11 protein-coding genes and 1 tRNA gene are annotated in these 13,306 nt (G+C 68.0%); 7 read left to right on the top strand and 5 right to left on the bottom strand.

Features of this window, described 5'->3' with window-relative positions; all coding sequences use genetic code 11:
- Nucleotides 1–66 precede the first annotated feature (66 nt).
- A complete protein-coding gene (locus JKL49_RS00345; protein WP_215337366.1) occupies nucleotides 67–525 on the top strand; it encodes a chemotaxis protein CheW in 459 nt (152 codons plus the stop codon).
- Between the two features lie 110 nt (nucleotides 526–635).
- Complete coding sequence (locus JKL49_RS00340; RefSeq protein ID WP_215337364.1) at nucleotides 636–1,934, top strand: ammonium transporter; 1,299 nt, start codon at nucleotides 636–638, stop codon at nucleotides 1,932–1,934.
- On the opposite strand, the gene JKL49_RS00335 is transcribed toward JKL49_RS00340, so the two are convergent.
- A complete protein-coding gene (locus tag JKL49_RS00335) occupies nucleotides 1,935–2,213 on the bottom strand; it encodes a DUF167 family protein (protein WP_215337362.1) in 279 nt (92 codons plus the stop codon). It lies immediately after the preceding gene.
- Nucleotides 2,213–2,518: a YggT family protein gene (locus JKL49_RS00330; RefSeq protein WP_215337360.1), complete on the bottom strand. Its 306-nt coding sequence runs from the start codon at nucleotides 2,516–2,518 to the stop codon at nucleotides 2,213–2,215. Before JKL49_RS00330 ends, JKL49_RS00335 begins: the two co-directional genes overlap by 1 nt.
- A 108-nt stretch (nucleotides 2,519–2,626) precedes the next feature.
- On the opposite strand from JKL49_RS00330, the gene JKL49_RS00325 reads away from it, so the two are divergent.
- The 5 genes from JKL49_RS00325 to JKL49_RS00305 all read left to right on the top strand — a co-directional run bounded on the left by JKL49_RS00325 (nucleotide 2,627) and on the right by JKL49_RS00305 (nucleotide 7,708).
- A tRNA-Ala gene (locus JKL49_RS00325) sits at nucleotides 2,627–2,702 on the top strand.
- Nucleotides 2,703–2,796: 94 nt separating this feature from the next.
- Entirely contained in the window at nucleotides 2,797–3,657 is an 861-nt protein-coding gene (locus JKL49_RS00320; protein ID WP_215337358.1) for a DUF4145 domain-containing protein, read from the top strand.
- Nucleotides 3,658–3,809: 152 nt separating this feature from the next.
- Entirely contained in the window at nucleotides 3,810–5,252 is a 1,443-nt protein-coding gene (locus JKL49_RS00315; RefSeq protein ID WP_215337356.1) for an MBOAT family O-acyltransferase, read from the top strand.
- 7 nt (nucleotides 5,253–5,259) lie between these two features.
- Nucleotides 5,260–6,843, top strand: a complete 1,584-nt coding sequence (locus JKL49_RS00310; protein ID WP_215337354.1) for an alginate O-acetyltransferase AlgX-related protein — start codon at nucleotides 5,260–5,262, stop codon at nucleotides 6,841–6,843.
- Nucleotides 6,844–6,928: 85 nt separating this feature from the next.
- On the top strand, nucleotides 6,929–7,708 hold the full coding sequence (locus tag JKL49_RS00305) for a metallophosphoesterase family protein (protein WP_215337352.1): 780 nt from the start codon (nucleotides 6,929–6,931) through the stop codon (nucleotides 7,706–7,708).
- On the opposite strand, the gene JKL49_RS00300 is transcribed toward JKL49_RS00305, so the two are convergent.
- The 3 genes from JKL49_RS00300 to polA form a co-directional block, all read right to left on the bottom strand.
- On the bottom strand, nucleotides 7,705–8,580 hold the full coding sequence (locus JKL49_RS00300) for a DUF1206 domain-containing protein (protein WP_215337350.1): 876 nt from the start codon (nucleotides 8,578–8,580) through the stop codon (nucleotides 7,705–7,707). The two genes, JKL49_RS00305 and JKL49_RS00300, sit on opposite strands and share 4 nt — an antisense overlap.
- 69 nt (nucleotides 8,581–8,649) lie before the next feature.
- Nucleotides 8,650–10,311 carry a CocE/NonD family hydrolase gene (locus JKL49_RS00295; RefSeq protein ID WP_215337348.1) on the bottom strand — a complete coding sequence of 554 codons (1,662 nt, stop codon included), beginning with the start codon at nucleotides 10,309–10,311 and terminating at the stop codon, nucleotides 8,650–8,652.
- 103 nt (nucleotides 10,312–10,414) lie between these two features.
- Nucleotides 10,415–13,279, bottom strand: coding sequence for a DNA polymerase I (gene polA, locus JKL49_RS00290; RefSeq protein WP_215337347.1), 2,865 nt, complete (start codon nucleotides 13,277–13,279; stop codon nucleotides 10,415–10,417).
- Nucleotides 13,280–13,306 lie beyond the last annotated feature (27 nt).

Genomic DNA, 13,306 nt, shown 5'->3' with positions numbered 1-13,306 from the left:
GAGGGGGTTGATGGCGATAATGCGCGAAATCGACCCCGAACAGAACGATTGGGACGTGTTCAGAGCATGAGCCACTCCATCCCCCAGCCGGGCGCCGAACTGATCTCGGTCCGCATCGGCGCCCAGGCCTACGCCATCGACATCATGGCGGTGCGTGAGATCCGCGGCTGGACCGCGGCCACGCCCCTGCCCCACGCCCCGCCTCACGTGCTGGGCATGATGAACCTGCGCGGCGCCATCCTGCCGGTGATCGACCTGGGGTCGCGCCTGGGCCTGGGTCCGGCCGAACCCAACTCCTCCTCCGTGGTGGTGGTGGCCCAGATCGGCGAGGCCCAGGTGGGCCTGGTGGTGGACGCGGTCTCCGACATCCTGACGGTGACCCAGGGCCTGATCCAGTCGCCCCCAGACGTCGGTGGCGAGATCCTCAACTACGTCAATGGCGTGATGACCACCGACACCGGCATCGTCAGCCTGCTGTGCCTGGACAATGTCCTTCCCGCCGAGCCGATCGTCCTGGCGGCCTAGCGACCTAGCGGGGTTTTGCCCGCTTTTTGCGCGCCGCCTCGAAATTTCTGCCTGCACAACAGGCAAAGACTCCTGTAGCCAAGCCCTCTGACCAGTTGGGGGGACGGGGCATGAGGGTTCGGACGCTGGCGCGCGTGGGCGCGCTGATCGCAGGCTTGGCCCTGGCCGCCCCGGCCCTCGCGCAAACCCCGGCGCCCGCTATCGACCACGGCGACACCGCCTGGATGCTCAGCGCCACGGCGCTCGTTTTGTTCATGACCCTGCCGGGCCTGGCCCTGTTCTATGCCGGGCTGGTGCGGTCCAAGAACGTGCTGTCGGTGATGACCCACTGCGTGGCCATCGCCTGCCTGGCCTCGGTTCTGTGGCTGCTGGTGGGCTACAGCCTCTCCTTCTCCGGCTCCAACCCGCTGATCGGCGACCTGGCAAAGTTCGGCCTGGTCTCGGTGGGCCGTGACGCGCAGATCGGCGTCCTGCCCGAAAGCGTCTTCTTCGCCTTTCAGATGACCTTCGCCATCATCACCCCGGCCCTGATCGTCGGCGCCTTCGTGGAGCGGATCAAGTTCTCCGCCGTGCTGATGTTCTCGGGCCTGTGGCTGATCGTGGTCTATGCGCCGGTCTGCCACTGGGTCTGGGGCGGCGGCTGGCTGGCCCGCCTGCACGTCATGGACTATGCCGGCGGCCTGGTGGTCCATGCCACGGCAGGGGTCTCGGCCCTGCTGGTCGCCTGGCGCCTGGGCCCGCGCGACGGCTTCCCGCGCGACCTGTCGCCCCCGCACAATCCAGGCATGACCATGATGGGCGCGGGCATGCTGTGGGTCGGCTGGTACGGCTTTAACGCCGGCAGCGCGCTGGCCGCCGATGGGAACGCTGGCGCCGCCCTGATCGCCACCCACCTCTCGGCCGCCACGGCGGGCCTGGTCTGGGCGGTGATCGAGTGGAAGCGGTTCGGACGGCCCAGCATGGTGGGCCTGGTCACCGGCGTGGTGGCGGGCCTGGCCACCGTCACCCCGGCCTCGGGCTTCGTCGGCCCCCTGGGCGGGGTTGTGCTCGGCGCGGCGGGTTCGTTGGTCTGCTATCAGGCCGTGGATTTCGTGAAGCACCGGATGAAGGTCGACGACAGTCTCGACGTCTTCGCCGTCCACGGGATCGGCGGCATCCTGGGCACCCTGCTGGTGGCGGTGCTGGCCAGCACCGGCCTGGGCGGGGCGGGCTATGCCGACGGTGTGAACATGGGAAGCCAGGCCGTGACCCAAGTGATCGGCGTGGTGGCGGTCTGCGCCTGGTCGGGCATCGCCACCCTGGCCCTGGTCTTCGTGGTGCGCCGGACGGTCGGCCTGCGGGCCGGTGACGACGCGGTGGACGAGGGCCTGGACATGTCCGCCCACGGCGAGCGGGCTTACAACCCGTAGCTAAGGTCTGACGCCAAAGGCCAGGTCGAAGTCCGCCTCGGTCGCGCCCTCGACCTCGACCATCTTCACCCGCGCGCTCTCGCCCGAGACGATGCGCAGGGCCGACTTGGGCCGCTTCAGAGTCTTGGCGAGGAAGGCCAGCAGGGCGGCGTTGGCCGCGCCCTCTGCGGCCACGGCGCTGACCCGCACCTTCAGATAGGGCCGATCCTCGGCGTCGAGGGCCCAGCCGTCCAGTCCGTCCCGGCCGCCCTTGGGCGTCACCCGGACAGGCAGGCGCATCAGCCCATCAGGGCGACGAGGGGCGCGAACGCCATCGGCAGCAGGTAGGCCTTGATGCCCTGCAGGATCAGCAGGACGATGATCGGGCTGATATCCACGCCCCCCAGCGGCGGAATGATCCGCTGGAACGGCGCCAGGATCGGCCGCGTCACCGCGTCCAGGAACTTGGCGATGTTGTAGACCACCTGGTTGCGCAGGTTGATCACATCGAAGGCCACCAGCCACGAGATGATGGCGTTGGCGAAGATCGCGAAGATCATCAGGCCCAGAAGCGAACTGACGATGAAGTAGAGGAAGCTGCCCATGGCCCCGGTTTAAAGGGCCCTGTGTGTCGCTGGCAAGGCGCTGCGTCGCTGATGCGCATTTCTGCCGCTTGACAGGACGGGTCCGAAAACGCTTATTCCGCGCCTCCTGGGGCCGTAGCTCAGATGGTAGAGCGCCTCGTTCGCAATGAGGAGGTCAGCGGTTCGATTCCGCTCGGCTCCACCAGGAACCTTTGTGTCGAAAGGCGCGACCATGTGGGCGCCGACGTCGCCATCTCTCGTGCATTCCTCTCGATAAGCGCTGGATAAGCAGCTCCTGAATGTCCGAAGATCCCAGCCCTTCAGCTCCTATCCCCAGCGACCGCAACCCTCGGCTCGGCCTGGCCGCCTTCGTCTGCCCTCATTGCAAGGCCTACACCCAACAGCGCTGGTTCACGATGACAGCGACCTACGTCGAACAACCGCCGACCGAGTCTGATCCGAAGAAGGTTCGCGAGCTGCTCGCCAAGCAAAAGGCGGCGGATAAGCGGGGCGAGGATTCGGCGTTCCCGACCGCTCGCCTCGAGAATTACCTGGCGGCGCTGGAGGATCGTCGGCCGCTGGTCGACCGGGTAAACGAAGCCGAGTACGTATACTGGCACGTCAACAACGCTCTGCTGTCAGACTGCTTCGTTTGCAAGAAGGTGGCCGTCTGGGTCGGCGGTCGGCTGCGCTTCCCCGTCGACAATCCCGATGTCCCAGAGCCGAATGAGGACCTGCCGGGCGACATTCGTAGGGACTACGTCGAGGCCGGTGAGATCGTATCGGCCTCTCCTCGAGCGGCTGCGGCGCTGCTGCGTCTGGCGATCGAGAAACTTTGCGCGCACCTGCTGGAGCGAGAAGCCAAGATCAACACCATGATTGGCGACCTGGTGGCGCGCGGGCTGAACCCGATGATTCAGCGGGCGCTGGACATCGTCCGGGTGGTGGGGAACGAGGCGATCCATCCAGGCTCGATTGATCTGCGCGACGACCAGGCGACCGCCATGCAGCTGTTTGGCCTAGTAAACCTCATCGCCGAGCAGATGATTACGCAGCCCAAGCACGTCATGGCGCTGTACGGCACGCTTCCTCCTGACAAGGTGGCCGGGATCGAGCAACGTGACGCCAAGGCCAAACAGGGGCGGGAGACTCCTGAATAGGTAGCGTGGGGCCTGGGGCTACCCACCATCCATGGACCGCGCCCTGCCCTCCGCTCGGCTCCAACCTCCCGACACCATGAATCCGGGCGGGCCCGGCTTGCCGCCGGCGCGTGGGCCTGCCACAAACCGCGTCAGTCGGCCTTGGGGGGCGGATGGTCTTCTCGTCCATCATCTTCATCTTCTATTTCCTGCCCGTCTTCCTGCTTGGCTACTATGTCAGCGGCTGGCGGACCGGCGCGCTGCTGGTGGGCAGCGTGGCCTTCTATGTCTGGGGCGAGGGGGCCTATGTCTTCCTGCTGCTGGGACTGATCGGCGCCAACTATGCCGGGGCCCGGGCGATGGATGCGGCGCAGGACACCGCCCGCCGCCGGCTGATCCTGGCGGCCATGATCGTGCTGGATCTCGGGGTTCTGGCCTGGTTCAAATATGCCGGCTTCCTGGCCCATACGCTCAATGAGGTCCTGCCCGGAAACCCGCTGCCGGAGCTGACTCACCGCCTGCCCCTGGGCATCTCCTTCTTCACCTTCCAGCTGATCAGCTACGCCATCGACATCCACCGCCGCGCCGTGCCGGTGGAGCGGTCGCTGCTGAGGTTTTCCGCCTATATCCTGATGTTCCCGCACCTGATCGCCGGGCCCATCGTGCGCTATGCCGATATCCGCGAAGAGCTGCAGGGCGAGCGGAAGGGCTCGGGCCGCATCGGCCTGGGGTTCCAGTACTTCATCGTCGGCCTCTGCCAGAAGGTGCTGATCGCCAACACCGTGGCGCCCGTCGCCGACCAGGCCTTTGGGTTGGAGCCGGGGATGCTGACCGCCACGGCGGCCCGGCTGGGGGCGCTGGCCTACAGCCTGCAGATCTATTTCGACTTCTGCGGCTATTCGAACATGGCGATCGGTCTGGCCTTCATGCTGGGCTTCACCTTCCCGAAGAACTTCGACCACCCCTATGCGGCGACCTCGCTGACCGACTTCTGGCGGCGCTGGCACATGTCGCTGTCCTCGTGGTTCCGGGACTATGTCTACATCCCGCTGGGCGGGAACCGGGGCGGGCAGGCCAGGACCATCCGCAACCTGCTGATCGTGTTCTTCCTGACGGGCCTCTGGCACGGGGCGGCCTGGAGCTTCATCGTCTGGGGCCTCTATCACGGCGCCTTCCTGATGCTGGAGCGGTTCGGATTGCGCCGCGTGCTGGAGGCCGCGCCGAGGGTGCTCCGCCACGCCTACGCCCTGCTGGTGGTGATGATCGGCTGGGTGTTCTTCCGCGCCGCCGACCTCGGCGCGGCTCTGCACTACCTGTCGGTGATGCTGGACCCTCGCGCCTTCAAGCCGCTGGGCCTGACCCTGCGCTATCTGCTGGACACCGAGGTGCTGCTGGCCTTCGCGGCGGGGATCGTCTTTGCCTTCCCCACCCTGCAGGTGCTGATGACCCGTCTGAAGGCGCGGCGCTCCGACGCCCCCTCGCCGCACCTGCCGGCCCACCTGGACACGCGGGCCGCCCACGTTCTGCCGACCCCGGTGCTGGCGGCGGGGTTCGTGATCGCCATCGCGGTGCTGGTCAATTCGACCCTCAACCCTTTCCTCTATTTCCGGTTCTGAGGGGGTCATGGAAAAGCCCGTCCCCCGTCCCGGCCTGATCGCCACCATCCTGATCCTGATGGCGGCGGCCTTCCTGGTGCGGGGCGCGCCGCCGCAGCTGCAGGAGGGCCGCGTCCTGGCCGGGCCGCCAGCCTGGAGCGGGGGCAAACTCGACGATCTGCGCCGTCAGACCGACGCCTGGGTGGCCGACCGTTTCCCGGCCCGGCCCTATCTGATCGGCCTCCTGAACTTCGCTCGCCTGCAGATCGGCGACAGCGGCTCGGACCGGGTGCTGGCCGGGCGCGAGGGCTGGCTGTTCTACAATGACGGCAGCAAGCTGGGGCCGGCGCGCGGCCAGCCGCCCCTGACCGACGCCGACGCCGCCGAATGGCTGCGCGGTCTGTCGGGGCGGATCGAGGCGCTGGAGGCGGGCGGTGCGGCCTATCTGGTGGTGGCGCCGCCGGCCAAGGAGACCATCTATCCGCAGTTCGGCCCCGCCTGGTATCGCGGCCCCAATCCGCAACGGACCAGCCTGAGGCTTGCGGCCCTGGCCGACCGCACCGCGCCGGGCCACGTGGTCCACCTGCACGATCCCGTCATGGGGGTTGCAGCGTCCGGAACCGAGGCCTTCAGCCGCCACGACACCCACTGGACCGGCGACGGCGCCTATGCCGGCTACGCCGCGATCATGGACCGGCTGCGGGCGCTCGGGGTCGATCAGCCGACCCGGCCGCTCAGGGACTTCCGGCCGGCGGTCAATGGCGTCAATCCGCCCCGTGACCTCGCCCTCATGCTGGGGGTGGCGAGCTTCGTGCCGATCCACTATCGCGGCTATGTCGACCCCGCCGCCGCCGGCTACAAGACCACCTGGCTCTCCGAACAGCGCGGCTGGACCGCGCCCCAGGTGGTGGACACCGGCCTGGCAGGCAAGCCGACCCTGCTGCTGACCAGAGACTCGTTCTCGAACGCCCTGACGCCCTTCCTGCTCGGCCACTTCAGCCGGGTGGTCCTGACCCACATCGACGATGGTTTCTGGCGCCAGGACCTGATCGACCGCTTCCATCCCGACCTGGTGATGCTGGAGGTGCAGGAGCACGGCCTGGGCTTTTCCATGCGCGGCGCGCCCTCCGTGTCGGAGGCCGCCGAGCGCCGGATCGAGGCGGTGCTGCCCAAGGCCCCGACCCACGGGCCGCTCGCCCGCTCGGCGCCCTCGCGCGGCCGGTTCAAGGCGCTCGGCAGAACCGACCGGGCAGGCCTGGACGCTTCGGTCGCCGCGCCGGGCTGCGCCGTCGATCAGGCCCTGCTCGATGTCCGGGGCCTGGCGATGGCGGGCTGGATTTCTGATCTTTCGGACAGGCACGCTCCCCTCGCGGGCGCCGTGCGCCTCACGAGCGCGGCGGGAGACTTTGTCCAGCCGCTAGAGATGGACCAGGACCGCCCCGACGTCGCGGCCTTCTTCAAGCGGACTCTCGCCCAGCCCCTGGGCTTCACGCGCACGCTCAACGTCACAGGCCTGCCGCCCGGAACCTATAGCCTGCAGGTCTACCGCCGAACGGCGACGGGCTGGATAGGGTGCCGGGGGCCGAACGCCTTGTTCATGCCCAAAGGCTAGGGTTGTTCCCCTAAGCGGCTTTCGCGCGTTGAAGACATCGCAGGCCCTTCCTAGAGTAGGGTGATCACTCAGAGGCTCCGTCCACTTGTTCTCCCGCCTGTTCGGCCGAAAGGCCCCGGAAGTCACCCCCACCACGGACGGACGGCTCGTCTATGCCGTGGGTGACATCCATGGGCGGCTCGACGCTTTTGAGACTCTGTTGCACGCCGTGGCCCAGGACGCCCTGGCGTCCGCCCCCATCCACAGGCCGATGCTGGTCCTGCTGGGGGACTATGTGGATCGAGGCCCGGCCTCGGCCGAGGTGATTGACCGGATTCTGAAGCTGCGGAGTGAGCCCGCCTTCGAGGTGCGGGCCCTGAAGGGCAACCACGAGGAGGCCCTGCTCGAATTCTACGAAGAACCGGGCTTCGGCCCGACCTGGGTGGAGCATGGTGGTGCGGCGACCCTCGCCTCCTACGGCGTCCAGCCCCCGGCCATGCGCACCGACGTCGAGGCCTGGGAAGTCGCGCGCCTGGCCTTCCAAAAGGCCCTGCCGGCGTCGCACAAGGACTTCTATGAGAGCTTGGAGTTGATGATCCAGGTCGGAGCCTACGCCTTCGTCCACGCCGGCATCCGCCCCGGCGTGCCCCTGGAGCGCCAGGTGGAACGCGACCTGCTGTGGATCCGGGCGGAATTCCTGCAATCCAACGCCAGGTTCGAGAAGATCATCGTCCACGGTCATACCCCGATGGAGGAGCCGCAGATCACCGGCCGCCGCATCGGCGTCGACACCGGCGCCTATGCCACCGGCCTGCTGACCGCCGTGCGGCTGGACGATGCCGGTCACCGGATCATCCAGGGCCGCGCCGTCAAGTCGGCCGCTTAGCCTAGCACCTGGTCCACCGCCATGCGGCGGTAGCGGGCCTCGATGAAGGCGAAGACCCCGAAGGCGATCAGGCCGAGCGCCACGGTGGTCATCAGGGCGTCGCCATAGGGCTGGCCCTCCATCATCTGTAGCGCCCCGCCGATCCCGGTGGCCTCCTGGCTGCGCGCCTTCAAGCCCGCGGCCAGCATCAGGGCGCCCACCGGCAGGAAGGCCAGGCCGCGCCCCAGATAGCCCGCGCGGCCGACCCAGGGGGCCCAGACGCGGATCACCTCGTCGCAGGCCAGGGGCTTGCAGAAGTCGCGGCCGAACACCTGGACGATGTTGCCGACCCCGGCGCCCAGGATGAAAAGGCCCGCCGCGGCGATCAGCAGTTCGCCGCCCGGCAGTTCCAGAACCTTGGCGACGGCCTGCGGGGTCTGCAACTGGTCGTCGGTCTGGGCGAGGTCCTCCAGGGTGTCGATCAGGCGGAACACCGAGACACCGAGCGCGCCATAGACAACGCCGCTCACCGCCTGGCCCAGGCGCGAGCCGATGGCCTTCAGGCTGCCGCCCTGCTGGTCAGCGTCGAACACGGACTGCAGCAGCCGCCAGCCGGCGAAGGCGTAGAGGCCCAGCCCCGCCAGCCACAGCAGGATCACGCCGAACGGCCAATGGGCCCAGGCCTCCAGCACGCCGCGCGAGCCCTGCGCCTTGGGCGTCAGGTCCAGGGCGGCGGCCACGGCCATGGCCCCGATGCTGAGATAGATGAAGCCGCGCGCCAGATAGCCCGCCCGGCAGGCCAGTTCCGCCAGCGCGCTCCACGGCGCCACCCGCAGCCAGGCGCGCACCTGGGCGAAGGCGGTGGCGGAGGGTTCGGTGTCGTCGGTCAGCACGCAAGCACGCCCTGCGCCCAAGCGGCGCCGCAGCGGGAACGTCAGCCCCGACCGCCGGTTCCTGTTCGTCTACGGATAGATCACCGGCAGCACGATGGCCGAGGGATGGCTTGAGTCCATATAGACGCTGTTGGTGGCCACCCGGGGTTTCTGGGTCGGCTTGCCGGGCGCCTCGCCGGTATTGGGGTTCACTTCAAACCGCGGCGCGTTCGAGGAGGTGATGTGCACAGCGATGCGGTGGCCCTTCTCGAAGGTGATGGCGGTGGACCACAGGTCGATGGTCATCTCTTCCGGCGCGCCCGGCGTCATCATCTTCACGTCGTCGGGTTCGCGGCCATTGCGGTAACGGGTGCGGATCGGGGCGTCGAGGACAAGCGCCTCGTAGCCGTCGGGATAGACATCCACCAGCTTGGCCATGAAGTCGGTGTCGAGGCCGTCGGTGGCCCCATAGAGCTCCACCTTCACCGGGCCCGCGATGGCCACGTCCTTGTCCAGGACCGGGGTCTGGAAGCGCAGATAGTCCTGCCGGGCCGGGACCTGACGCTGGTCCTCCGGTCCGCGATCAAAGGTCAGGTTTGCGCCGCCGAAGGTGGCCACCGGATTGGCCGGATCGAATTTGTAGCTGAGCTTGGCGTCGGTCGCCGCCGGAGCCTTGGTGGTCAGCGCCTTGTCGGGCGACAGGTAGTAGCGGACCTCGCGGTTGGCCGGCGGCCAGTTGGCCGAGGTCAGCATGCGGTTCTTCGGCGAGGCGGCCCCCTTCCGGGCGCCGGCCATCATGAAGTAGCTGACCGGCGGCTCGTCCATGATCCCGTTGTCGACCCCCTTCAGCCAATAGTCGAACCAGCGCAGCTCGTTCCCGAAGGCGCCCTGCAGCTGGTCCTGGCCGGGATAGGCCAGGTCGCCCGACAGCGGCCCGTGGCCGAAGGGCCCCATCAGCAGCTTCTGATTGCCCCGCGCCCCTTTGGAGCCTTGGTTCTGCAGGTAGGTGAAGTTGGACGTGTTGCCCTGGTTGAAGATGTCGTACCAGCCGCCGACATTGTAGATCGGCACGGCGATGTACTTGCGGTTGGTGCTCATGGCGAACCGGTTCCAGAACACGTCGTCGGCGACCCGGCCCCGCGTCTGCTCGATCTCGGCGTCCGACACGCTCTGACCCTTCAGCCAGCCCACGGTGTCCTTCTCCTTGATCACCCCGCCCATGAAACTGGAGTGCAGCCGGTCATAGGGCGCCACCACCACATAGGCCGCCTTCAGGTGGGGCGGGTTGGCCATGGCCGCCGAGTTGGCGGTGACCCCGAGCGCCGAGGCGCCGGTGATCCCCACGCGGCCGTTGGACCAGGGCTGCCCTGCCGCCCATTCGACGCTGTCGTAGCCGTCCTCGATGTCGGTGACATAGGCCTGGTAGAAACCCTGGCTGTGGCCCTTGCCGCGCACGTCCTGCAGCACGAAGACATAGCCGGCGTCGGTGTACTTCCTGGCCGCCGCGGCCAGCTGGTCTGCGGTTCCGCGCCCATCCTTTAGATAGGGGGTGCGGCTCAGCACCACCGGCCAGGGGCCCTTGCCCTGCGGCTTGAACACATTGGCCGCCAGCTTCACCCCGTCGCGCAGGGTGGCGAATTCCTCCGTCGCGCCGGGGGGCGGGGCATAGGCGGCGGGCGGGGCGGTCTGGGCGAACGCGCTCATCGGCGCGATGCAAAGGGTCGCGGCCAGCAGGACCTGCTTCAACGTCATCGTGGGCTTCCCCCCGCGCCGACATGGGGCGCGAAAAATTTCTGTCTTTGAAATCGCGGCGCGAACGCCACGGGGAGATTAGACGCCGCTATCTCGCGTTCGGCTAGTGCGCGTCGTCCCAGTTCTTGGCGGCGCGGGCGTCGACCACCAGGGGGACCGAGAGCGCCACCACCGGTTCGGCGGCGTGTTCCATGACCTGCTTGGCGAGCGTGATCAGGGCGTCGGCCTCGGCTTCGGGGGCCTCGAAGACCAGTTCATCGTGCACCTGTAGCAGCATGCGGGCCTTCAGCCCTGACGCCTTCAGCGCGGCGGGCATGCGGATCATGGCGCGTCGGATGATGTCGGCCGCGGCGCCCTGCAGGGGGGCGTTGATGGCGGCGCGATCGCCAAAGGCCCGCTCGGCCTGGGACTTGGAATAGACCGCCGGGATATTGATCTTGCGGCCGAAGATGGTGCTGACGAAGCCCTGGGCGCGCACCGCCTGCTTGGTGCGATCCATATAGGTGCGGATGCCGGGGAAGCGCTCGAAGTAGGTCTTGATATAGGCCCCGGCCTCGTCCTGCGGGATGGAGAGCTGGTTGGCGAGGCCGAAGGCCGAGATGCCGTAGACGATGCCGAAATTGATCGCCTTGGCGCGGCGGCGCGTCTCTGCGGGCATGCCTTCGATCGGCACCCCGAACATCTCCGAGGCGGTGGCGGCGTGAATGTCCTGGCCCTCCAGGAAGGCCTTTTTCAGCTGCGGGATGTCGCCCACATGGGCCAGCAGGCGCAGTTCGATCTGGCTGTAGTCGGCGCTGATCAGCACATGGCCCGGCTCGGCGATGAAGGCCTTGCGGATCTTGCGGCCCTCCTCGGTGCGGACCGGGATATTCTGCAGGTTGGGGTCCGACGACGACAGCCGCCCCGTCGTGGTGGCGCCCAGGGCATAGGAGGTGTGGACGCGGTTGGTGCGCGGCGAGATCGCGGCGGCCAGGTTGTCGGTATAGGTGCCCTTCAACTTCGACAGCTGCCGCCAGTCCAGCAGGACTCGGGGCAAGGCGTGGCCGTCGGCGGCCAGGTCCTCCAGGATCGAGGCGTCGGTGCCCTGGGCCCCGGTGGCCGTGGTCTTCTTCGAGGCCAGGCCCATCTCCTGATAGAGCACCTCGCCGATCTGCTTGGGGCTGCCCAGGTTGAAGGGCCGTCCGGCCAGTTCGTAGGCCTGAGCCTCCAGCTCGGTCATCCGCACCGAGAAGTCGTGGGAGAGGCGGGCCAGCTGGTCGGGATCGATGCGGATGCCCTCGATCTCCATCTGGGCCAGGACCGCCGGCATCGGGCGCTCCAGGGTCTCATAGACGGTGAGCAGGCCCCCGGTGATCAGGCGCGGCCGCAGCAGCAGATAGAGCCGCAGGGTGACGTCGGCGTCCTCGGCGGCGTAACAGGTCGCCGGCTCCAGGGGCACGTGCTTGAAGCTCTTCTGCGCCTTGCCGGTCCCGGCCACCTGCTTGAAGGGGATGGGCTCATGCTCCAGCCAGCGCTTGGACAGCTCGTCCATGCCGTGGCTTTTGTGCAGGCCGGCTTCCAGCACATAGCTGATCAGCATGGTGTCCTCGATGGGGGACACGTTGATGCCCTGTCGCGACAGGACGGCGATGTCGTACTTGGCGTTCTGCGCCACCTTCAGGACCGCCGGGTCCTCCAGCAGCGGCTTGAGCCGGGCGATCACCTCGTCGTGGGTGATCTGGGTCAGGTCGGCCGGGGCGTCGAACTCCAGTCCGCCCTCATGCTCGTGGCCCACCGGAATGTAGCAGGCTTCGCCGGGCGCGATGGCCAGGGACACGCCGCAGAGGCCGGCATTGGCCGAGGACAGCGAGTCGGTCTCGGTGTCGAAGGCGATGACGCCCGCCGCATGGGCCTTGGCGATCCAGGCGTCGAGGGTCTCCAGGTCGCGGACACAGACATATTTGGTGACGTCGATGGGGCCGTGGTCGGTGACGCTCGTCGGGCGCGGCGCGGGGGTGCTCGGCGCGGCCGGCGCCGTGGCCCCGCCGCCGCCGCTGGCCACCCGGCGACCCAGGGTGTGCAGGCCCATCTCCTCCAGGAAGGCGGCCAGCACCTCGGCTGTCGGTTCGGCCACCCTCAGGTCGTCGATGGGGGAGGGCAGGGGGGTGTCGCAGTCCAGCTGCACCAGCTGCCGCGATAGCCGGATCTGGTCGGCGAAGTCGATCAGGGTCTGGCGGCGCTTGTCCTGTTTGATCTCGCCGGCCCGGGCCAGCAGCGTGTCGAGGTCGCCATATTCGTTGATCAGCAGGGCGGCGGTCTTGATGCCGATCCCCGGCGCGCCCGGCACATTGTCGACGCTGTCGCCGCACAGGGCCTGGACCTCCACCACCTTCTCGGGCTGGACCCCGAACTTCTCCACGACCTGCTCACGGCCGATCAGCAGGTTCTTCATGGTGTCGAGCATAAAGACCCGGTCGCCCACCAGCTGCATCAGGTCCTTGTCCGACGAGATGATCCGCACCTCGCCCCCCATGTCGCGGACCTTGCAGGCATAGGCGGCGATGATGTCGTCGGCCTCATAGCCCGGCAGCTCCAGGCTGTGCACGCCGAAGGCTCGGGTAGCGTCCCGCACCAGGGGGAACTGCGGCACCAGGTCCTCCGGCGGCGGCGGGCGGTGGGCCTTGTACTTGTCGTAGAGCTTGTTGCGGAAGGTCTTCTCCGAATGGTCGAACACCACGGCCAGGTGCGTGGGCGCGTCGTCCTGCGCCTTCATGTCCACCAGCAGTTTCCACAGCATGTTGCAGAAACCCGAGACCGCGCCGATCGGCAGGCCGTCGCTCTTGCGGGTCAGGGGCGGCAAGGCGTGGAAGGCCCGGAAGATGAAGCCCGAGCCGTCCACCAGATAGAGCCGGACCGCGGGCCCGTCCTGGGTGGCGTCGCGGGGCAGGTCGGGGATGGGCGGGGCGTCGGCGATCGGCGTGTCGGTCATCGGGCCAAGATAGGCGCGCGAAGGCCG

It is taken from the genome of Phenylobacterium glaciei, from assembly GCF_016772415.1.
In the GTDB taxonomy this organism is placed as follows: domain Bacteria; phylum Pseudomonadota; class Alphaproteobacteria; order Caulobacterales; family Caulobacteraceae; genus Phenylobacterium; species Phenylobacterium glaciei.
Note: the sequence above shows the minus strand (reverse complement) of the source record. Positions and strands in the feature narration are given on the sequence as shown.

Coding starts and splice junctions, on each gene's coding strand:
- JKL49_RS00345 (WP_215337366.1), top strand. CDS start 67: ATGAGCCACTCCATCCCCCAGCCGGGCGCCGAACTGATCTCGGTCCGC.
- JKL49_RS00340 (WP_215337364.1), top strand. CDS start 636: ATGAGGGTTCGGACGCTGGCGCGCGTGGGCGCGCTGATCGCAGGCTTG.
- JKL49_RS00335 (WP_215337362.1), bottom strand. CDS start 2,213: ATGCGCCTGCCTGTCCGGGTGACGCCCAAGGGCGGCCGGGACGGACTG.
- JKL49_RS00330 (WP_215337360.1), bottom strand. CDS start 2,518: ATGGGCAGCTTCCTCTACTTCATCGTCAGTTCGCTTCTGGGCCTGATG.
- JKL49_RS00320 (WP_215337358.1), top strand. CDS start 2,797: ATGTCCGAAGATCCCAGCCCTTCAGCTCCTATCCCCAGCGACCGCAAC.
- JKL49_RS00315 (WP_215337356.1), top strand. CDS start 3,810: ATGGTCTTCTCGTCCATCATCTTCATCTTCTATTTCCTGCCCGTCTTC.
- JKL49_RS00310 (WP_215337354.1), top strand. CDS start 5,260: ATGGAAAAGCCCGTCCCCCGTCCCGGCCTGATCGCCACCATCCTGATC.
- JKL49_RS00295 (WP_215337348.1), bottom strand. CDS start 10,311: ATGACGTTGAAGCAGGTCCTGCTGGCCGCGACCCTTTGCATCGCGCCG.
- polA (WP_215337347.1), bottom strand. CDS start 13,279: ATGACCGACACGCCGATCGCCGACGCCCCGCCCATCCCCGACCTGCCC.